The following is a 20,153-nucleotide window of genomic DNA, read 5'->3' as shown; positions in this document are numbered from 1 at the left end:
CCGGCCGTGCCGGGCGTTTTTATTCCCGATTACAAAGTGCAATTTTTCAATAGGTTACACATGAATCCTGACATTCCTCTTCAACTTCTGGGCGGCATCACTGCGCGCGAGTTCATGCGCGACTACTGGCAGAAAAAACCGCTGCTGGTGCGCCAGGCAATTCCTGACTTCGAAAGCCCGATCGACGCCGACGAACTGGCCGGTCTGGCCCTTGAAGAAGAAGTCGAATCGCGCCTGATCATCGAACACGGCGAGCACCCATGGGAACTGCGCCGCGGTCCGTTCGCCGAAGACGAATTCGGCAAACTGCCAGAGCGCGAGTGGACTCTGCTGGTGCAGGCCGTTGATCAGTTCGTGCCTGAAGTCAATGAACTGCTGGAAAACTTCCGCTTCCTGCCGAGCTGGCGTATCGACGACGTGATGATCAGCTACGCCGCCCCAGGTGGCAGTGTTGGTCCGCACTTCGACAACTACGACGTGTTCCTGCTGCAGGGTCATGGCAAGCGTCACTGGCAGATCGGCCAGATGTGCGACTCCGACAGCAAGCTGCTGGAGCACGCGGACCTGCGTATCCTCGCTGATTTCCAGGCCACCGACGAGTGGACCCTTGAGCCCGGCGACATGCTCTACCTGCCACCGCGCCTGGCCCACTGTGGCGTAGCCGTAGACGACTGCCTGACCTACTCGGTGGGCTTCCGTGCACCGAGCGCCGCTGAAGTACTGACCCACTTCACCGACTTCCTCAGCCAGTACCTGCCGGACGAAGATCGCTACACCGACGCTGACGCGCAACCGGCCAGCGACCCGCACCAGATCCAGCACGACGCCCTTGATCGCCTCAAGAGCCTGCTGACCGAGCACATGAGCGACGAGCGCATGCTGCTGACCTGGTTCGGCCAGTTCATGACCGAGCCACGTTATCCGGAACTCGTGGTCGGCCCTGAACTCGAAGAAGAAGACCTGTTGGGTAGCCTGGAACAGGGCGCGATCCTGATCCGCAACCCGAGCGCACGCCTGGCATGGTCCGAGGTCGATGACGACCTGTTGTTGTTCGCCAGCGGCCAAAGCCGCCTGCTGCCGGGCAAGCTGCGCGAACTGCTGAAAATGATCTGTGCCGCCGACGCGCTGCACAGTGACAACCTCGGCACATGGCTGGCCGATGAAGATGGACGCAACCTGCTCTGCGAGCTGGTTAAACAAGGAAGCCTGGGGTTCGCTGATGAATAGCATTCACGTACGTGTCGCCGACTGGCAAAAGGACAACGCCGAACTTCGACGCATTCGTGAGGCGGTATTTATTGCCGAACAATCTGTACCTCCAGAACTGGAGTGGGATGCAGACGATGCCGATGCCGTGCATTTTCTGGCCTATGAAGGCGACTTCCCGATTGGTACCGCCCGGCTCCTGCCGGACGGCCATATCGGCCGCGTATCGGTTCTCAAGGACTGGCGCGGCCTGAAGGTTGGCGACGCACTGATGCAGGCCACGATTCTTGAAGCCGAAAAACGTGGCCTCAAGCAACAAATGCTCAGCGCCCAAGTGCATGCCACACCCTTCTACGAGCGCCTTGGCTTCAAGATCGTCAGCGATGAATTCCTCGAAGCAGGGATTCCCCACGTTGATATGGTGCGGGTGAGCTAACTGCCACGCCCATCTCTGTGGGAGCGAGCCTGCTCGCGAAGGCTGCTAGCGCGGCACTCTTGAGAACTTCGCGAGCAGGCTTGCTCCCACAGCAGTTTTGCAAAACGCCCTGCCATCCCCGGATCGCAGGGCGTTTTGCTATCTGGCACACTCAGACCCAGCCCTTTCAAGCATTGCGGAGATAATGGACATGTCCCTACGCCCCTTCATCGCTGGCCTGCTGCTGATCGCTAGCTTCAGCGCGATCGCCGACACCCGCGTCATCACCCTGCAAAACCGCACCAGTGCAGAATTGCTGCCCATCGCGCAGAACTTTATCGGCAAAAACGGCAAAGTCAGCGCCTATGGCAACCAACTGATCGTCGAGGCAGGCGCCTCGAAAATCCAGAACCTCGAAGACCTGCTGGCGCAACTCGACACACCCGCCCGGCGCCTGCTGATCACGGTCGATACCAGTGACAACAACCTGGCCACTAATGATCCGGACACCCGGGTGATCAGCACCGCCAGCCGCGACGGCGGCACCCAGCAAATCCAGACCAGCGAAGGCACCCCGGCATTTATCCAGATCGGCCAGAGCGTACCGCTGACCAGCACCCAGACCGACGCCTACGGCCGCTTGCTTACCCAGACCGACTACCGCAACGTCACCCGGGGTTTTTACGTGACCGCCAGCGTCACAGGTGAAACGGTACACCTGGCGATCAGTACGACTCGCGATCGCATGAGCCAGGAGCAACCCGATGTAGTGAACACGCAAAGTACCGACACACAAGTCAGCGGCCCTCTGGGGCAATGGATAACCGTGGCGGGCAACAACGCTCTTAACCAGACTGACAATCCGCCGCAAACCCGCAGCTACTCTACGCAAAGCCGGGATGACATGACCATTCGGGTCAAAGTCGATGTACTCGACCAAAAGGGCCAAAACTGACCGACGAGTCGTTTTTCGCAAATTATGTAGTGTTATAAAAAAAGCACTACAAAACATTTGACGCCTCAAAAATGCAAAGGCATGATGGCCCCGCTCCCGCTGATCAGAGGCCCCGCAAAGGCCCTGGGGCGTGTACTGCCCGTAGCGAGCCGCCATTCACGCACTTATACAAACAACAGTGTTGTGTGCCTGGTGGAGCAACCATTTTTCAACCCAGACCTATGCGACGAGGTTTATCACCATGGCACTGACACGCGAACAGCAAATTGCAGCCCTTGAGAAAGACTGGGCCGAAAACCCACGCTGGAAAGGCGTGACTCGCGATTACTCCGCTGCTGACGTGGTCCGCCTGCGCGGCTCGGTTCAACCCGAGCACACCTTTGCAAAAATGGGTGCCGACAAGCTGTGGAAACTGGTGACACAGGGCGCACACCCGTCCTTCCGTCCTGAGAAAGATTTCGTCAACTGCATGGGCGCCCTGACCGGGGGCCAAGCGGTACAACAGGTTAAAGCCGGTATCCAGGCTATCTACCTGTCGGGTTGGCAAGTGGCGGCAGACAACAACTCTGCCGAATCCATGTACCCGGATCAGTCGCTGTACCCGGTGGACTCCGTTCCAACCGTGGTCAAGCGCATCAACAACTCATTCCGTCGTGCAGACCAGATTCAGTGGAAAGCCGGTAAAAACCCGGGCGACCAGGGTTATATCGACTACTTCGCACCGATCGTGGCTGACGCTGAAGCCGGTTTCGGCGGCGTACTCAACGCTTACGAGCTGATGAAAAGCATGATCGAAGCGGGCGCTGCAGGCGTTCACTTCGAAGACCAGCTGGCCTCGGTGAAAAAATGCGGTCACATGGGTGGCAAGGTACTGGTTCCGACTCAGGAAGCTGTGCAGAAACTGACAGCAGCACGTCTGGCAGCTGACGTTGCCGGTACGCCGACCATCATTCTGGCTCGTACCGACGCCAACGCGGCTGACCTGCTGACTTCCGATTGCGACCCGTACGACCAGCCATTCGTGACTGGCGAGCGCACCAAGGAAGGCTTCTATAAAGTACGTGCCGGCCTTGATCAAGCCATTGCCCGTGGCCTGGCTTACGCGCCGTATGCCGACCTGATCTGGTGTGAAACCGCCAAGCCGGATCTGGAAGAGGCGCGCCGCTTTGCCGAAGCAATCAAAAAGGAATACCCGGACCAGTTGCTGTCGTACAACTGCTCGCCTTCCTTCAACTGGAAGAAAAACCTGGACGACGCGACCATCGCCAAATTCCAGCGCGAGCTGTCGGCAATGGGCTACAAACACCAGTTCATCACCCTGGCGGGTATCCACAACATGTGGCACAGCATGTTCAACCTGGCGCACGACTACGCCCGCAACGACATGACCGCCTACGTGAAACTGCAAGAGCAGGAATTTGCTGACGCAGCCAAAGGCTACACCTTTGTGGCGCACCAGCAGGAAGTGGGCACTGGCTACTTCGACGACATGACCACCGTGATCCAGGGTGGTTCGTCTTCGGTTACCGCCCTGACCGGCTCTACAGAAGAAGAACAGTTCCACTGATAATGGAACCACGGCCATTGCCCAGCCTGTAAAGAACAAACGCAATGCCATGCCCATGACGCCCCGACTGGTTCGGGGCGTTTTTTTGCCCGGCGACTTGTTCACCCCTCCCCTGTGGGAGCGGGCTTGCTCGCGATGGCATCACCGCGCCTGCCTGGAGGACCGAGTTATCAGCATCGCGAGCAAGCCCGCTCCCACAGAAAGACATCCCGCTGCCCTGCCCATCCGACAAAACACTGACCCAGATCCATGCTTCGATCGCCAGACCGGGTTAAAAAGCCAAGTTCCAAACTTGCTAACAGCGCTTATATAAGCCAAGTTCTACAGGCCTGCGACATAGCGACACAACAAATAACCACTCAAACGATATTAATTATCATTACGAGTTGCTTTTGTTGAATACATGAACACTGAAAAACAAACACTGGAAAACGCTGTAACGCCCACAGTTCAAGGCCTGCATAGACATTGATGGAGGTTCTACAACTAAAGGACTGAATTAATTCATCTTAGAAAATTTACTTGCTGGGTGTTTAGCCATAAAATCCCGGCAATCAATAGCACTGCGACATAACGTCACTGCTTTATCACCTTTTCTAGCTCAGAGACCTTTGCTCTCTGTTAAGGATTTCCAGCATGCCCGAAGCGACAGGACTCATAGCCCACAACTGGGGCTTTGCCATTTTCCTTCTCGGCGTTGTCGGCCTCTGTGCCTTCATGCTTGGCGTCTCCAGCCTCCTTGGGTCAAAAGCCTGGGGTCGCAGCAAAAATGAACCGTTCGAGTCCGGCATGCTACCTACCGGTGGCGCCCGCTTGCGGCTCTCAGCCAAATTCTATCTGGTCGCGATGCTGTTCGTGATCTTCGATATCGAAGCCCTCTTTCTCTTTGCCTGGTCTGTGTCTGTTCGCGAAAGCGGCTGGACCGGATTCGTCGAAGCTCTCGTTTTCATAGCAATTCTGTTGGCAGGCCTTGTCTACCTATTTCGGGTGGGTGCTCTTGATTGGGCACCGGAAGCTCGTCGTAAGCGGCAGGCCAAGCTGAAACAATGAGGCTTTGGCGATGCAATACGAACTCACCAGGATCGACCCGGATGCTCCTAACGAGCAATACCCGATCGGCACACGGGAAACCGTTGCCGATCCGTTAGAAGATCAAGTCCACAAAAACATTTTCATGGGCAAGCTCGAAGACGTGCTGAACGGCACGGTCAACTGGGGACGTAAAAATTCCCTGTGGCCGTACAACTTCGGCCTGTCGTGCTGCTATGTGGAAATGACCACCGCCTTCACGGCGCCCCACGACATCGCGCGCTTTGGCGCCGAGGTTATCCGGGCTTCGCCGCGTCAGGCGGATTTCATGGTTATTGCCGGGACCTGCTTTATCAAGATGGCGCCGATCATCCAGCGTCTCTACGAGCAAATGCTTGAACCTAAATGGGTCATTTCCATGGGTTCGTGCGCCAACTCCGGTGGCATGTACGACATCTACTCCGTGGTTCAAGGGGTCGACAAGTTCTTGCCTGTGGACGTTTACGTACCCGGCTGCCCGCCCCGCCCTGAGGCTTTTCTGCAAGGCTTGATGCTCTTGCAAGAGTCGATTGGCCAGGAGCGTCGCCCACTTTCCTGGGTCGTTGGCGAACAAGGCGTGTACCGCGCCGAGATGCCATCGCAAAAGGAACAGCGCCGCGAACAGCGTATTCAGGTAACCAACCTGCGCAGCCCCGACGAAGTCTGATCCAGCGCCGTTTCTACTCAATAGAACGAATCACTGGCTTCATTCTTTACGTTGACCGAAAGCGATAAAAAACCATGACTGCAGGCTCCGCTCTGTACATCCCGCCTTACAAGGCTGACGACCAAGATGTGGTTGTCGAACTCAATACCCGTTTTGGCCCTGAGGCGTTCACCGCCCAGGCCACGCGCACCGGCATGCCGGTGCTTTGGGTTAGCCGCGCAAAACTGGTCGAAGTACTGACCTTCCTGCGCAACCTGCCAAAACCCTACGTCATGCTCTATGACCTGCACGGCGTGGACGAACGTCTGCGTACCAAGCGTCAGGGCCTGCCATCGGGTGCAGACTTCACCGTCTTCTACCACCTGATGTCGCTGGAACGTAACAGCGACGTCATGATCAAGGTGGCCCTGTCTGAAAAAGACCTGAGTGTCCCTACCGTGACCGGTATCTGGCCGAACGCCAACTGGTACGAGCGTGAAGTCTGGGACATGTTCGGCATCGATTTCAAAGGCCACCCGCACCTGTCGCGCATCATGATGCCGCCGACCTGGGAAGGTCACCCGCTGCGCAAGGACTTCCCGGCCCGTGCTACCGAGTTCGATCCGTACAGCCTGACCCTGGCCAAGGTGCAGCTGGAAGAGGAAGCTGCGCGCTTCCGCCCGGAAGACTGGGGCATGAAACGCTCCGGTGAAAACGAGGACTACATGTTCCTCAACCTGGGGCCGAACCACCCTTCGGCTCACGGTGCCTTCCGCATCATCCTGCAGCTGGACGGTGAAGAGATCGTCGACTGCGTGCCTGACGTCGGTTACCACCACCGTGGCGCCGAGAAAATGGCCGAACGCCAGTCCTGGCACAGTTTCATCCCGTACACCGACCGGATCGATTACCTCGGCGGCGTGATGAACAACCTGCCGTACGTGCTCTCGGTCGAGAAGCTGGCCGGTATCAAAGTGCCGGACCGGGTCGACACCATCCGCATCATGATGGCCGAATTCTTCCGTATCACCAGCCACCTGCTGTTCCTGGGTACCTATATCCAGGACGTGGGCGCCATGACCCCGGTGTTTTTCACGTTCACCGACCGTCAGCGCGCTTACAAGGTGATCGAGGCCATCACCGGTTTCCGTCTGCACCCGGCCTGGTACCGCATCGGCGGCGTTGCCCACGATCTGCCGAACGGCTGGGATCGCCTGGTCAAGGAATTCATCGACTGGATGCCCAAGCGTCTGGACGAGTACCAGAAAGCCGCTCTGGACAACAGCATCCTGCGTGGTCGTACCATCGGCGTTGCCGCCTACAACACCAAAGAGGCCCTGGAATGGGGCGTCACCGGTGCCGGCCTGCGCTCCACCGGTTGTGACTTCGATATCCGCAAGGCGCGCCCGTATTCCGGCTACGAGAACTTCGAATTCGAAGTCCCGCTGGCAGCCAACGGCGATGCCTACGATCGTTGCATCGTGCGCGTCGAAGAAATGCGCCAGAGCCTGAAAATCATCGAACAGTGCATGCGCAACATGCCGGCCGGCCCGTACAAGGCGGATCACCCGCTGACCACGCCGCCGCCTAAAGAACGCACGCTGCAGCATATCGAGACCTTGATCACGCACTTCCTGCAAGTTTCGTGGGGCCCGGTGATGCCGGCCAACGAATCCTTCCAGATGATCGAAGCGACCAAGGGCATCAACAGTTATTACCTGACGAGCGATGGCGGCACCATGAGCTACCGCACCCGGATTCGCACCCCAAGCTTCCCGCACCTGCAACAGATCCCTTCGGTGATCAAAGGTGAAATGGTCGCGGACTTGATTGCGTACCTGGGTAGTATCGATTTCGTTATGGCCGACGTGGACCGCTAAGCATGAACAGCACGCTTATCCAGACAGACCGTTTCGCCCTGAGCGAAACCGAGCGCTCGGCCATCGAGCATGAGATGCATCACTACGAAGACCCGCGCGCGGCGTCGATCGAAGCCCTGAAGATCGTTCAGAAGGAACGCGGCTGGGTACCGGACGGCGCGATTTACGCCATCGGCGAACTGCTGGGCATCCCTGCCAGCGACGTTGAAGGCGTGGCTACGTTCTACAGCCAGATCTTCCGTCAGCCGGTCGGCCGCCACATCATCCGCGTGTGCGACAGCATGGTCTGCTACATCGGTGGCCACGAATCCGTGGTCGGCGAAATCCAGAACAAGCTGGGCATCGGCCTCGGTCAGACCACCCCGGACGGCCGCTTTACGCTGCTGCCGGTGTGCTGCCTGGGCAACTGCGACAAGGCGCCGGCGTTGATGATCGACGACGACACATTCGGTGACGTGCAGCCTGCTGGCGTCGCCACGTTGTTGGAGGCCTACCCATGAGCCTGACTTCATTCGGCCCTGCCAACCTGATCAAGCGTTCGGCAGAAACCCACCCGCTGACCTGGCGCCTGCGTGACGACGGCGAGCCCGTGTGGCTCGACGAGTACCAGGCCAAGGACGGCTACGCCGCTGCGCGCAAGGCCTTCGCCGACATGGCCCAGGACGATATCGTCCAGACCGTGAAAGACGCAGGCCTCAAGGGTCGCGGCGGTGCCGGCTTCCCGACGGGTGTGAAGTGGGGGCTGATGCCCAAAGACGAATCCATGAACATCCGTTACCTGTTGTGTAACGCCGATGAAATGGAACCCAACACCTGGAAAGACCGCATGCTGATGGAGCAACTGCCCCATCTGCTGATCGAAGGCATGCTGATCAGTGCCCGCGCACTGAAAACCTACCGTGGCTATATCTTCCTGCGTGGCGAATACACCACTGCAGCGGTGCATCTGCGCCGTGCCGTCGAAGAAGCCAAGGCAGCAGGCCTGCTGGGCAAGAATATCCTCGGTTCGGGTTTCGACTTCGAACTGTTCGTGCACACCGGCGCCGGGCGTTACATCTGCGGTGAAGAAACCGCACTGATCAACTCCCTCGAAGGCCGTCGCGCCAACCCGCGCTCCAAGCCGCCGTTCCCGGCCGCTGTGGGCGTATGGGGCAAGCCGACCTGCGTGAACAACGTGGAAACCCTGTGCAACGTACCGGCCATCATCGGCAACGGCGTTGACTGGTACAAATCCCTCGCCCGCGAAGGCAGCGAAGACCACGGCACCAAGCTGATGGGCTTCTCCGGCAAAGTGAAGAACCCTGGCCTGTGGGAACTGCCATTCGGCGTGACCGCTCGCGAGCTGTTCGAAGACTACGCCGGCGGCATGCGCGACGGCTTCAAGCTCAAGTGCTGGCAGCCAGGCGGCGCCGGTACCGGCTTCCTGTTGCCCGAGCACCTGGACGCACAAATGTACGCCGGCGGCATCGCCAAGGTTGGCACCCGTATGGGTACTGGCCTGGCCATGGCCGTGGACGACAGCGTCAACATGGTCTCCTTGCTGCGCAACATGGAACAGTTCTTTGCCCGTGAGTCGTGCGGTTTCTGCACCCCTTGCCGTGATGGTCTGCCGTGGAGCGTCAAGCTGCTGATGGCGATCGAACACGGCGAAGGTCAGCCTGGCGATATCGAGACCCTGCTGGGTCTGGTCGGTTTCCTCGGCCCTGGCAAGACGTTCTGTGCTCACGCACCGGGCGCCGTGGAACCGTTGGGCAGCGCGATCAAGTACTTCCGTCCAGAGTTCGAAGCCGGTATTGCGCAAGCAAAACCCGGTGTTCCACCTCTGGCACGCCCGATTGTTATCGGCGCGTAACGCTCTGAATGAAGGGGGTCCGTGCCCCCTTCTGATCGTTCGATAACGCCGTAAGGCTGGGTTGCTTCGAACGCATAACAAGATTCCATTAGCCACGCCCGCTGACACCGGGCCAACGAAGACCTTTGAACCATGGCCACTATCCACGTAGACGGCAAAGATCTCGAAGTCGATGGGGCAGACAACCTGTTACAGGCATGTCTGTCGCTGGGCCTCGATATCCCGTATTTCTGCTGGCACCCTGCCCTGGGCAGTGTTGGCGCCTGCCGCCAATGCGCCGTCAAGCAGTACACCGACGAGAACGACAAGCGTGGTCGTATCGTCATGTCATGCATGACCCCGGCCACCGACGGTAGCTGGATTTCCATCGACGACGAAGAAGCGAAAGTGTTTCGCGCCAGCGTTGTTGAATGGCTGATGACCAACCACCCGCACGACTGTCCTGTGTGCGAAGAGGGCGGCCACTGCCATCTGCAAGACATGACCGTGATGACCGGCCACAACGAGCGCCGTTATCGCTTCACCAAGCGTACTCACCAGAACCAGGAACTCGGCCCGTTCATTTCCCACGAAATGAACCGCTGCATCGCCTGCTATCGCTGTGTGCGTTTCTATAAAGACTACGCGGGCGGCACTGACCTCGGTGTATTCGGCGCCCACGACAACGTGTACTTCGGTCGCGTTGAAGACGGCGTGCTCGAAAGCGAGTTCTCGGGCAACCTCACAGAAGTCTGCCCGACCGGTGTGTTCACCGACAAAACTCACTCCGAGCGTTACAACCGCAAATGGGACATGCAGTTTGCACCAAGCATCTGCCACGGTTGTTCCAGCGGCTGCAACATCAGCCCGGGCGAGCGTTACGGTGAACTGCGTCGCATCGAAAACCGTTTCAACGGTTCGGTTAACCAGTACTTCCTGTGTGACCGTGGCCGTTTTGGCTATGGCTACGTCAACCGCACCGACCGCCCACGTCAGCCATTGTTGGCCGACGGCAGCAAACTGAGCGTTGACGCTGCACTGGATAAAGCCGCCGATCTGTTGCGCGGTCGTAACATCGTCGGTATCGGATCGCCGCGCGCCAGCCTCGAAAGCAACTACGCGTTGCGCGAGCTGGTCGGTGCCGAGCACTTCTACTCGGGTATCGAAGCCGGTGAGCTGGAGCGCATCCGCCTGGTGCTGCAAGTCTTGAAAGACAGCCCGCTGCCCGTCCCGAACATGCGCGAGATCGAAGATCACGACGCCATCTTCGTACTGGGTGAAGACCTGACCCAGACCGCCGCCCGTATGGCGCTGTCGCTGCGTCAGTCGGTCAAGGGCAAAGCTGAAGAAATGGCCGACGCCATGCGCGTTCAGCCGTGGCTCGACGCTGCGGTGAAAAACATCGGTCAGCACGCGCTGAACCCGCTGTTTATTGCCAGCCTGGCTGAAACCAAGCTCGACGACGTGGCTGAAGAATGCGTACACGCTGCGCCGGATGACCTGGCCCGTATCGGTTTCGCCGTGGCTCACGCCATCGACGCCAGCGCCCCTGCCGTTGCCGGCCTGGACGCTGAAGCCCTGGAGCTGGCCAAACGCATCGCCGACGCCCTGCTTGCAGCCAAACGCCCATTGATCATTGCCGGTACCTCGCTGGGCTCCAAGGCCCTGATCGAAGCCGCAGGTAACATCGCCAAGGCGCTGCACCTGCGTGAGAAAGCCGGCTCCATCAGCCTGGTCGTGCCGGAAGCCAACAGCCTCGGTCTGGCCATGCTCGGCGGCGAATCGGTAGACGCTGCATTGCAAGCAGTGATCGACGGTAAAGCAGACGCCATCGTGGTACTGGAAAACGATCTGTTTACCCGTGTCGATGCGGTCAAGGTCAACGCAGCACTGGACGCGGCCAAAGTGGTGATCGTTGCCGATCATCAGAAGACCGCAACCACCGACCGTGCCGATCTGGTTCTGCCAGCGGCAAGCTTTGCTGAAGGCGACGGTACGCTGGTGAGTCAGGAAGGTCGTGCCCAACGCTTCTTCCAGGTGTTCGAGCCGCGCTACCTCGATTCGAGCAACTTGATCCACGAAGGCTGGCGCTGGTTGCACGCCCTGCGCAGCACCCTGCTGAACAAGGCGGTTGACTGGACCCTGCTCGATCACGTGACACAGCAAACAGCGGCAAGCACGCCAGAACTGGCCGGCATCGTTGATGCAGCACCGTCGGCAGCATTCCGTATCAAAGGCATGAAGCTGGCGCGCGAACCTTTGCGCTACAGCGGCCGTACTGCCATGCGCGCCAATATCAGCGTGCACGAACCGCGCACCCCGCAAGACCCGGACACCGCATTCGCCTTCTCCATGGAAGGTTACTCGGGCTCCGTCGAACCGCGCCAACAAGTGCCGTTCGCCTGGTCGCCGGGCTGGAACTCGCCACAAGCCTGGAACAAGTTCCAGGACGAAGTGGGTGGTCATATCCGTGCGGGCGACCCGGGCATCCGCCTGATCGAAAGCAAGGGCGACTCGCTGAATTGGTTCGCCAGCATTCCGGGCGCGTTCAACCCGGCTCGCGGCACCTGGCAAGTCGTGCCGTTCTACCATCTGCTGGGCAGCGAAGAGAACTCTTCGAAAGCCGCACCGGTGCAAGAACGCATTCCAGCCGCTTATATCGCACTGGCCAAATCCGAAGCCGACCGCCTGGGTGTCAACGATGGCGCCCTGCTCAGCCTCAACGTTGCCGGTGTGACCCTGCGTCTGCCACTGCGTATCAATGAAGAGCTGGGTGCAGGCCTGGTAGCACTGCCAGCAGGCCTGGCCGGTATCCCGCCAGCGATCTTTGGCCTTACCGTTGACGGTTTGCAGGAGGCAGCCCAATGACCTGGTTTACGCCTGAAGTGATCGACGTGATTATCTCGGTGGTCAAAGCCGTGGTAATCCTGCTCGCCGTAGTGGTGTGCGGCGCGCTGCTGAGCTGGGTTGAACGTCGCCTGCTGGCCCTGTGGCAGGACCGTTACGGTCCGAACCGCGTGGGCCCGTTCGGTGCGTTCCAGATCGCAGCCGACATGATCAAGATGTTCTTCAAGGAAGACTGGACCCCACCGTTTGCCGACAAGGCGATTTTCACCCTGGCGCCGGTTGTGGCCATGAGTGCCTTGCTGATCGCCTTTGCGATTATCCCGATCACCCCGACCTGGGGTGTGGCGGATCTGAACGTCGGTATCCTGTTCTTCTTCGCCATGGCCGGTCTGTCGGTCTATGCGGTGCTGTTCGCCGGCTGGTCGAGCAACAACAAGTTCGCCCTGCTGGGTGCCTTGCGTGCCTCGGCGCAAACCGTGTCCTACGAAGTGTTCATGGGCCTGGCGCTGATGGGCATCGTGGTGCAGGTTGGCTCGTTCAACATGCGCGACATCGTTGAATATCAAGCGCAGAACCTGTGGTTCATCATCCCGCAGATCTTCGGTTTCCTGACCTTCTTTATCGCTGGCGTGGCCGTGACTCACCGTCACCCCTTCGACCAGCCGGAAGCGGAACAGGAACTGGCTGATGGTTACCACATTGAATACGCCGGCATGAAATGGGGCATGTTCTTCGTGGGTGAGTACATCGGGATCGTGTTGATCTCGGCGTTGCTGGTGACTTTGTTCTTCGGTGGCTGGCACGGACCTTTCGGTCTGCTGCCACAGATTCCGTTTATCTGGTTTGCCCTGAAGACCGCGTTTTTCATCATGATCTTCATCCTGCTGCGCGCTTCCATTCCGCGCCCACGGTATGACCAAGTGATGGACTTCAGCTGGAAGTTCTGCCTGCCGCTGACCCTGATCAATCTGCTGGTGACCGCCGCAGTCGTGTTGTTGAACACGCCTGCCGGCGCGGTTCAGTGAGGATAGAGACCCATGTTCAAGTATCTGTTTGACATCGTGCATGGCACCTACACCCAGCTTCGCAGCTTGGTGATGGTGTTTGGCCATGCCTTCCGCAAGCGTGACACGCTGCAGTATCCGGAAGAACCGGTGTACTTGCCGCCGCGCTACCGTGGCCGGATTGTCCTGACCCGCGACCCGGACGGCGAAGAGCGCTGTGTAGCCTGCAACCTGTGCGCCGTGGCGTGCCCGGTCGGCTGCATCTCGCTGCAAAAAGCCGAAACCGAAGATGGCCGTTGGTACCCGGAGTTCTTCCGCATCAACTTCTCACGCTGCATTTTTTGCGGCCTGTGTGAGGAAGCCTGCCCGACCACCGCGATCCAGCTGACACCGGATTTCGAGATGGCCGAGTTCAAACGTCAGGATCTGGTGTACGAGAAAGAAGATCTGCTGATCTCCGGTCCCGGTAAGAACCCTGATTACAACTTCTATCGTGTTGCGGGTATGGCCGTGGAAGGCAAGCCGAAAGGCGCTGCCCAGAACGAAGCCGAGCCGATCAACGTGAAGAGCTTGCTGCCTTAAGGAAGAACGATGGAATTCGCTTTCTATTTCGCATCGGGTGTCGCTGTCGTGTCCACGCTACGCGTGATCACCAACACCAACCCTGTGCACGCCCTGCTCTACCTGATTATTTCGCTGATTGCCGTGGCGATGACGTTCTTTAGCCTGGGCGCACCCTTTGCCGGTGTGCTCGAAGTGATCGCCTACGCCGGTGCCATCATGGTGCTGTTTGTGTTCGTGGTGATGATGCTCAACCAGGGCCCCGCCTCGGTGACGCAAGAACGCCACTGGCTCAAGCCGGGCATCTGGATCGGGCCGAGCATTCTGTCCGCCATCCTGCTGGCCGAATTGCTGTACGTGCTGTTCGCTCACCCGAGCGGTGCGGCAATCGGTCAAACCACCATTGATGCAAAAGCCGTGGGCATCAGCCTGTTCGGCCCGTATCTGCTGGTGGTCGAACTCGCCTCGATGCTGCTGCTTGCTGCAGCTGTGACGGCGTTCCACTTGGGCCGTACTGAGGCGAAGGAGCAATAACATGCCAGGAATACCTCTCGAACATGGTTTGGCCGTTGCCGGCATCCTGTTCTGCCTCGGTCTGGTTGGCCTGATGGTACGTCGCAACATTCTCTTCGTATTGATGAGTCTGGAAATCATGATGAACGCCGCTGCTCTGGCCTTCATCGTTGCCGGTGCACGCTGGGCGCAGCCGGATGGACAGGTCATGTTCATCCTGGTGATCACCCTGGCAGCCGCCGAGGCCAGTATCGGCCTGGCGATCCTGCTGCAGCTGTATCGCCGCTTCCATACGCTTGATATCGATGCTGCCAGTGAGATGCGCGGATGAACCTTCTCTTTCTGACTTTCGTATTCCCCCTGATCGGCTTTTTGCTGCTGTCGTTCTCCCGTGGACGCTTCAGCGAAAACCTCTCGGCGCTGATCGGCGTCGGCTCCATTGGCCTGTCGGCCATCGTGGCCGCGTTTGTGATCTGGCAATTCAATGTCGCACCGCCACCCGGCGGCGAGTACACACAAGTACTGTGGCAGTGGATCTCGGTAGAAGGCTTCAAGCCCAACTTCGCCCTGCACCTGGACGGCCTGTCGGTCACCATGCTCGGTGTCGTGGTCGGCGTGGGCTTTCTGATCCATGTCTTCGCTTCGTGGTACATGCGCGGTGAAGACGGCTACTCGCGCTTCTTTGCCTACACCAACCTGTTTATCGCCAGCATGCTGTTCCTGATCCTGGCCGATAACCTGCTGTTCGTGTACTTCGGCTGGGAAGGCGTGGGCCTGTGCTCGTACCTGTTGATCGGTTTCTACTACAGCAACCGCAACAACGGCAACGCGGCACTCAAAGCCTTTATCGTGACCCGCGTCGGCGACGTGTTCCTGGCCATCGGCCTGTTTATCCTGTTCCAGCAACTGGGCACGCTGAACATCAAGGAACTGCTGGTGCTGGCACCGCAGAAGTTCCAGGCCGGTGATTTCTGGATCGTGCTGGCAACCCTGATGCTGCTGGGTGGTGCTGTCGGTAAATCCGCGCAACTGCCGCTGCAAACCTGGTTGGCAGACGCGATGGCCGGCCCTACCCCGGTTTCGGCACTGATCCACGCCGCAACCATGGTAACCGCCGGTGTGTACCTGATTGCCCGTACCCACGGCCTGTTCACCCTGGCACCTGAAGTGCTGCACCTGGTGGGCATCGTCGGCGGTGTGACCCTGGTACTGGCCGGTTTCGCCGCACTGGTACAAACCGACATCAAACGTATCCTTGCCTACTCGACCATGAGCCAGATCGGCTACATGTTCCTGGCATTGGGCGTGGGTGCCTGGGACGGCGCGATCTTCCACCTGATGACCCACGCCTTCTTCAAGGCGCTGCTGTTCCTTGCCTCCGGTGCGGTCATCGTTGCCTGCCATCACGAGCAGAACATCTTCAAGATGGGCGGCCTGTGGAAAAAACTGCCATTGGCCTACGCCAGCTTTATCGTCGGTGGCGCGGCGCTGTCTGCCTTGCCATTGCTGACGGCCGGTTTCTACTCCAAGGACGAAATCCTCTGGGAAGCCTTCGCCAGCGGTAACAACGAACTGTTGTACGCCGGTCTGGTCGGTGCGTTCATGACCTCGCTGTACACCTTCCGCCTGATCTTCGTCACGTTCCACGGTGAAGCCAAGACTGAAGCCCATGCAGGCCACGGCGTGACCTACTGGCTGCCACTGAGCGTGCTGATCGTACTGTCGACTTTTATCGGCGCCATGATCACCCCGCCACTGGCCGGTGTACTGCCACAAAGCGTTGGCCATGCTGGCGGTGAAGCCAAGCACAGCCTGGAAATCGCCTCGGGTGCCATCGCCCTGGCCGGTATCCTGCTAGCTGCCCTGCTGTACCTGGGCAAGCGTCGCTTTGTAAGCGCCGTCGCCAACAGCGGCATCGGTCGCTTCCTGTCAGCCTGGTGGTTCGCTGCCTGGGGCTTCGACTGGCTGTACGACAAACTGTTCGTCAAACCGTACCTGTTGATCTGCCGCTTGCTGGCCAAAGATCCTCTGGACCAGACCATTGGTTTGATCCCGAAGATGGCCAAGGCCGGGCATAACGCCCTGAGCCGCAGCGAAACCGGTCAACTGCGTTGGTACGCTGCATCCATGGCCGCCGGTGCTGTACTGGTCATGGGCGCCATCGTGCTGGTAGCGGTCTGATATGAACCTTCGACTTTGCGAAAGGAATTGAGCCCGTCATGATTCTGCCTTGGCTAATCCTGATCCCCTTTATCGGCGGCCTGCTGTGCTGGCTGGGTGAGCGCTTCGGCTCTACCCTGCCACGCTGGATTGCGTTGCTGACCATGTCCCTTGAGCTTGCCCTCGGCCTTTGGCTGTGGTCCCAGGGGAACTACTCATTTGCACCGGCGCCTGGCGCCGATCCGACCTGGGCCCTTGAGTTCCAGCACACCTGGATTGCCCGCTTCGGTATCAGCGTGCACCTGGCGCTGGACGGCCTGTCGCTGCTGATGATCCTGCTCACCGGCTTGCTCGGTGTGCTGTCGGTGCTGTGTTCGTGGAAAGAAATCCAGCGTCACGTGGGCTTCTTCCACCTGAACCTGATGTGGATCCTGGGCGGTGTGGTTGGCGTGTTCCTCGCCATCGACCTGTTCATGTTCTTCTTCTTCTGGGAAATGATGCTGGTGCCGATGTATTTCCTCATCGCGCTCTGGGGTCATAGCTCGTCGGACGGCAAGAAAACCCGTATCTACGCCGCCACCAAGTTCTTCATCTTCACTCAGGCTTCCGGCCTGATCATGCTGGTGGCGATCCTGGGTCTGGTGCTGGTCAACTTCAACAACACCGGCGTGATTACCTTCAGCTACGCCGAGTTGCTGAAAACCAAGATGTCGCTCACCACCGAGTACATCCTGATGCTGGGCTTCTTCATTGCTTTCGCCGTGAAGCTGCCGGTCGTACCGTTCCACTCCTGGCTGCCGGATGCTCACGCACAGGCACCTACCGCAGGTTCTGTGGACCTGGCCGGTATCCTGTTGAAGACCGCTGCGTATGGCTTGCTGCGTTTCGCCTTGCCGCTGTTCCCGAATGCCTCGGCCGAGTTTGCGCCGATCGCCATGACCCTGGGTCTGATCGGGATTTTCTACGGTGCTTTCCTGGCGTTCGCACAAACCGATATCAAGCGTCTGATCGCGTTCTCCAGCGTTTCCCATATGGGTTTCGTGCTGATCGGTATCTACTCCGGCAGCCAGCTGGCCCTGCAAGGCGCCGTGATCCAGATGCTGGCCCACGGTGTTTCGGCAGCTGCGCTGTTTATCCTCAGCGGCCAGTTGTATGAGCGTCTGCATACCCGTGACATGCGTGAAATGGGTGGTTTGTGGTCGAAGATCGCTTACCTGCCAGCCATCAGCCTGTTCTTCGCGGCGGCGTCCCTGGGCTTGCCGGGCACCGGCAACTTTGTCGGCGAGTTCCTGATCCTGATTGGCTCGTTTGCCAGCTTCCCTTGGGTCACCGCGATCGCCACAACCGGCCTGGTGTTTGGTTCGGTCTACTCGCTGATCATGATTCACCGTGCCTACTTCGGCCCATCCAAATCGGACGATGTACTGGCCGGTATGGATGCACGTGAACTGATCATGGTGCTCGGTCTGGCGGTACTGCTGGTGTTTATCGGCGTGTACCCACAACCGTTCCTCGATACCTCCGCTGCGACCATGCATGGCGTGCAGCAATGGCTCGGCACCGCCTTCACTCAACTCGCTTCGGCCCGGTAAGAGCGCTATGGAATTCACGATCCAACACTTTATCGCGCTTGCTCCACTGCTGATTACCAGCCTCACCGTTGTTGTGGTGATGCTGGCAATCGCGTGGCGCCGCAACCATTCACAGACCTTCCTGCTTTCGGTGGCGGGTCTTAACCTGGCCCTGTTGTCGATCTTCCCGGCGTTGAAAGTTGTTCCACTGGCTGTCACCCCGCTGTTGATGATGGACAACTTCGCCTATCTGTATATCGGCCTGATCCTGGTCGCGACCCTGGCCTGCGTCACCCTGGCGCACGCCTACCTGGGTGAAGGCGGCACGGGCTACCCGGGCAACCGCGAAGAGCTGTACCTGCTGATGCTGCTGGCAGCGACCGGCGGTATCGTACTGGTCAGCGCGCAACACCTGGCCGGTTTGTTTATCGGTCTGGAACTGCTCTCGGTACCGGTTTACGGCCTGGTGGCCTATGCCTTCTTCAACAAGCGCTCCCTGGAAGCCGGCATCAAGTACATGGTGCTGTCGGCAGCCGGTTCCGCGTTCCTGTTGTTCGGCATGGCCTTGCTGTACGCCGAAGCCGGCAGCTTGAGCTTCAGCGGTATCGGTCACGCCCTGGCGGCCACTGGCGCTCCTAGCGCCATTGCCCAACTGGGCCTGGGCATGATGCTGGTAGGCCTGGCCTTCAAATTGTCTTTGGTGCCTTTCCACCTCTGGACGCCGGACGTATACGAAGGTGCTCCGGCTCCGGTCGCCGCGTTCCTGGCTACCGCGTCGAAAGTTGCCGTGTTTGCCGTGATGGTGCGTCTGTTCCAGATCACCCCATCGGCAACCACCGGTGTGATGAGCGATGTCCTGACCGTGATCGCGATTGCCTCGATCCTGTTCGGTAACCTGCTGGCCCTGACCCAGAACAACCTCAAGCGTCTGCTGGGTTATTCGTCCATCGCCCACTTCGGCTACCTGCTGATCGCCCTGGTGGCGAGCAAAGGCATGGCCATGGAAGCCATCGGCGTGTACCTGATCACCTATGTGCTGACCAGCCTGGGTGCATTCGGTGTGATCACGTTGATGTCCTCGCCGTACAAAGGCCGTGACGCCGACGCACTGTACGAGTACCGCGGCCTGTTCTGGCGTCGTCCGTACCTGACTGCGGTGATGACCGTGATGATGCTGTCGCTGGCGGGTATCCCGCTGACCGCCGGCTTTATCGGCAAGTTCTACATCATTGCCACCGGTGTTGAAGCTCACCAATGGTGGCTGGTGGGTTCCCTGATCCTGGGTAGCGCCATTGGCGTGTTCTACTACCTGCGTGTGATGGTGACCCTGTACCTGGTCGAGCCGAAACTGCATCGCCACGATGCACCGCTGAACTGGGAACAGAAAGCGGGCGGCGTGATGCTGCTGGCGGTCTCGGTACTGGTGTTCTTCCTGGGTGTCTACCCGCAGCCGATGCTGCAGCTGGTGCAACAGGCAACCCTGGGCCTGGTTGGCTAAGCGTTAGCGGCTGTACCCAAAACCCCGTGGAGGCCTGGCCTTCACGGGGTTTTTTGTTGCACCACAAATCATGTGGAAGTTGTAAATACTCAGGATTTCTATGCGACGCTAAACCTGTGGGAGCTGGCTTGCCTGCGATGCAGACGGCGCGGTGTTACGGTAAGTAAACGTTGCAAAACAACTGACCCACAGCGTACATATCCAGCATCCGCGTCCAACTGAAATAGTGGTTTCGCCCTTACGGCGAGTCCCTTTTTGAAGGACCAAAAAGGAACCAAAAAGTCCTCGCCCTACCATACGGCCGCCTCGCCCAGGCTCGCCGGTGCCCTCACTCCGGCACTGTTATGGGGGCACGCCGCGACGGGCCATCCATGGCCCATCGCGGCTGGCGCGGCGTCCTGCCGCGCCACCCCCATAACAGCACCTGCGTT

At 59.1% G+C, this 20,153-nt stretch carries 17 protein-coding genes; all 17 read left to right on the top strand.

Annotation, left to right across the window (positions count from 1 at the left end; translation table 11 throughout):
- The first annotated feature begins 60 nt into the window (after window positions 1–60).
- Window positions 61–1,227 (top strand): JmjC domain-containing protein, encoded by a 1,167-nt coding sequence (locus tag ACP7BE_RS00085; protein ID WP_426104186.1) that lies wholly within the window; start codon window positions 61–63, stop codon window positions 1,225–1,227.
- Window positions 1,220–1,642 (top strand): GNAT family N-acetyltransferase, encoded by a 423-nt coding sequence (locus tag ACP7BE_RS00080; protein ID WP_095003299.1) that lies wholly within the window; start codon window positions 1,220–1,222, stop codon window positions 1,640–1,642. Before ACP7BE_RS00085 ends, ACP7BE_RS00080 begins: the two co-directional genes overlap by 8 nt.
- A gap of 190 nt (window positions 1,643–1,832) precedes the next feature.
- Window positions 1,833–2,576, top strand: coding sequence for a secretin N-terminal domain-containing protein (locus ACP7BE_RS00075; protein ID WP_169872679.1), 744 nt, complete (start codon window positions 1,833–1,835; stop codon window positions 2,574–2,576).
- Window positions 2,577–2,817: 241 nt separating this feature from the next.
- Window positions 2,818–4,143 carry an isocitrate lyase gene (aceA, locus tag ACP7BE_RS00070; RefSeq protein WP_048365296.1) on the top strand — a complete coding sequence of 442 codons (1,326 nt, stop codon included), beginning with the start codon at window positions 2,818–2,820 and terminating at the stop codon, window positions 4,141–4,143.
- Window positions 4,144–4,779: 636 nt separating this feature from the next.
- On the top strand, window positions 4,780–5,193 hold the full coding sequence (locus tag ACP7BE_RS00065) for an NADH-quinone oxidoreductase subunit A (RefSeq protein ID WP_003446990.1): 414 nt from the start codon (window positions 4,780–4,782) through the stop codon (window positions 5,191–5,193).
- A 10-nt stretch (window positions 5,194–5,203) separates the two neighbouring features.
- Complete coding sequence (locus ACP7BE_RS00060; protein ID WP_016780200.1) at window positions 5,204–5,878, top strand: NuoB/complex I 20 kDa subunit family protein; 675 nt, start codon at window positions 5,204–5,206, stop codon at window positions 5,876–5,878.
- A 74-nt stretch (window positions 5,879–5,952) separates the two neighbouring features.
- Window positions 5,953–7,737 carry an NADH-quinone oxidoreductase subunit C/D gene (gene nuoC, locus ACP7BE_RS00055; protein WP_095003300.1) on the top strand — a complete coding sequence of 595 codons (1,785 nt, stop codon included), beginning with the start codon at window positions 5,953–5,955 and terminating at the stop codon, window positions 7,735–7,737.
- Window positions 7,738–7,739: 2 nt separating this feature from the next.
- The gene (gene nuoE, locus ACP7BE_RS00050; RefSeq protein WP_088379405.1) at window positions 7,740–8,237 is read left to right on the top strand and encodes an NADH-quinone oxidoreductase subunit NuoE; all 498 of its coding nucleotides are present in this window, start codon (window positions 7,740–7,742) and stop codon (window positions 8,235–8,237) included.
- Window positions 8,234–9,589 carry an NADH-quinone oxidoreductase subunit NuoF gene (gene nuoF / locus ACP7BE_RS00045; protein WP_086796175.1) on the top strand — a complete coding sequence of 452 codons (1,356 nt, stop codon included), beginning with the start codon at window positions 8,234–8,236 and terminating at the stop codon, window positions 9,587–9,589. Before nuoE ends, nuoF begins: the two co-directional genes overlap by 4 nt.
- Window positions 9,590–9,721: 132 nt before the next feature.
- The gene (gene nuoG / locus ACP7BE_RS00040) at window positions 9,722–12,436 is read left to right on the top strand and encodes an NADH-quinone oxidoreductase subunit NuoG (RefSeq protein ID WP_095003301.1); all 2,715 of its coding nucleotides are present in this window, start codon (window positions 9,722–9,724) and stop codon (window positions 12,434–12,436) included.
- Window positions 12,433–13,440: an NADH-quinone oxidoreductase subunit NuoH gene (nuoH, locus tag ACP7BE_RS00035; RefSeq protein WP_016780195.1), complete on the top strand. Its 1,008-nt coding sequence runs from the start codon at window positions 12,433–12,435 to the stop codon at window positions 13,438–13,440. Before nuoG ends, nuoH begins: the two co-directional genes overlap by 4 nt.
- A 12-nt stretch (window positions 13,441–13,452) precedes the next feature.
- On the top strand, window positions 13,453–14,001 hold the full coding sequence (nuoI, locus tag ACP7BE_RS00030) for an NADH-quinone oxidoreductase subunit NuoI (RefSeq protein WP_016780194.1): 549 nt from the start codon (window positions 13,453–13,455) through the stop codon (window positions 13,999–14,001).
- A 9-nt stretch (window positions 14,002–14,010) separates the two neighbouring features.
- Window positions 14,011–14,514 (top strand): NADH-quinone oxidoreductase subunit J, encoded by a 504-nt coding sequence (gene nuoJ / locus ACP7BE_RS00025; protein ID WP_019412102.1) that lies wholly within the window; start codon window positions 14,011–14,013, stop codon window positions 14,512–14,514.
- Between the two features lies 1 nt (window position 14,515).
- Window positions 14,516–14,824, top strand: coding sequence for an NADH-quinone oxidoreductase subunit NuoK (gene nuoK, locus ACP7BE_RS00020; RefSeq protein ID WP_019412103.1), 309 nt, complete (start codon window positions 14,516–14,518; stop codon window positions 14,822–14,824).
- Complete coding sequence (nuoL, locus tag ACP7BE_RS00015; protein ID WP_095003302.1) at window positions 14,821–16,674, top strand: NADH-quinone oxidoreductase subunit L; 1,854 nt, start codon at window positions 14,821–14,823, stop codon at window positions 16,672–16,674. Before nuoK ends, nuoL begins: the two co-directional genes overlap by 4 nt.
- Before the next feature lie 38 nt (window positions 16,675–16,712).
- A complete protein-coding gene (nuoM, locus tag ACP7BE_RS00010) occupies window positions 16,713–18,245 on the top strand; it encodes an NADH-quinone oxidoreductase subunit M (protein ID WP_095003303.1) in 1,533 nt (510 codons plus the stop codon).
- Window positions 18,246–18,252: 7 nt separating this feature from the next.
- The gene (gene nuoN / locus ACP7BE_RS00005; RefSeq protein WP_095003304.1) at window positions 18,253–19,722 is read left to right on the top strand and encodes an NADH-quinone oxidoreductase subunit NuoN; all 1,470 of its coding nucleotides are present in this window, start codon (window positions 18,253–18,255) and stop codon (window positions 19,720–19,722) included.
- Window positions 19,723–20,153 lie beyond the last annotated feature (431 nt).

Source organism: Pseudomonas sp. TWR1-1-3 (genome assembly GCF_049896805.1).
GTDB classification, from domain to species: Bacteria; Pseudomonadota; Gammaproteobacteria; order Pseudomonadales; family Pseudomonadaceae; genus Aquipseudomonas; species Aquipseudomonas bubulae.
This window is presented reverse-complemented; position numbering and strand designations above follow the sequence as displayed.

What these genes read in the sequence shown, in the direction of transcription:
- nuoI (WP_016780194.1), top strand. Translation starts at nt 13,453, where the DNA reads ATGTTCAAGTATCTGTTTGACATCGTGCATGGCACCTACACCCAGCTT.
- nuoE (WP_088379405.1), top strand. Translation starts at nt 7,740, where the DNA reads ATGAACAGCACGCTTATCCAGACAGACCGTTTCGCCCTGAGCGAAACC.
- nuoJ (WP_019412102.1), top strand. Translation starts at nt 14,011, where the DNA reads ATGGAATTCGCTTTCTATTTCGCATCGGGTGTCGCTGTCGTGTCCACG.
- nuoF (WP_086796175.1), top strand. Translation starts at nt 8,234, where the DNA reads ATGAGCCTGACTTCATTCGGCCCTGCCAACCTGATCAAGCGTTCGGCA.
- nuoN (WP_095003304.1), top strand. Translation starts at nt 18,253, where the DNA reads ATGGAATTCACGATCCAACACTTTATCGCGCTTGCTCCACTGCTGATT.
- ACP7BE_RS00075 (WP_169872679.1), top strand. Translation starts at nt 1,833, where the DNA reads ATGTCCCTACGCCCCTTCATCGCTGGCCTGCTGCTGATCGCTAGCTTC.
- nuoM (WP_095003303.1), top strand. Translation starts at nt 16,713, where the DNA reads ATGATTCTGCCTTGGCTAATCCTGATCCCCTTTATCGGCGGCCTGCTG.
- nuoK (WP_019412103.1), top strand. Translation starts at nt 14,516, where the DNA reads ATGCCAGGAATACCTCTCGAACATGGTTTGGCCGTTGCCGGCATCCTG.
- nuoG (WP_095003301.1), top strand. Translation starts at nt 9,722, where the DNA reads ATGGCCACTATCCACGTAGACGGCAAAGATCTCGAAGTCGATGGGGCA.
- ACP7BE_RS00085 (WP_426104186.1), top strand. Translation starts at nt 61, where the DNA reads ATGAATCCTGACATTCCTCTTCAACTTCTGGGCGGCATCACTGCGCGC.
- aceA (WP_048365296.1), top strand. Translation starts at nt 2,818, where the DNA reads ATGGCACTGACACGCGAACAGCAAATTGCAGCCCTTGAGAAAGACTGG.
- ACP7BE_RS00080 (WP_095003299.1), top strand. Translation starts at nt 1,220, where the DNA reads ATGAATAGCATTCACGTACGTGTCGCCGACTGGCAAAAGGACAACGCC.
- nuoH (WP_016780195.1), top strand. Translation starts at nt 12,433, where the DNA reads ATGACCTGGTTTACGCCTGAAGTGATCGACGTGATTATCTCGGTGGTC.
- ACP7BE_RS00060 (WP_016780200.1), top strand. Translation starts at nt 5,204, where the DNA reads ATGCAATACGAACTCACCAGGATCGACCCGGATGCTCCTAACGAGCAA.
- nuoL (WP_095003302.1), top strand. Translation starts at nt 14,821, where the DNA reads ATGAACCTTCTCTTTCTGACTTTCGTATTCCCCCTGATCGGCTTTTTG.
- ACP7BE_RS00065 (WP_003446990.1), top strand. Translation starts at nt 4,780, where the DNA reads ATGCCCGAAGCGACAGGACTCATAGCCCACAACTGGGGCTTTGCCATT.
- nuoC (WP_095003300.1), top strand. Translation starts at nt 5,953, where the DNA reads ATGACTGCAGGCTCCGCTCTGTACATCCCGCCTTACAAGGCTGACGAC.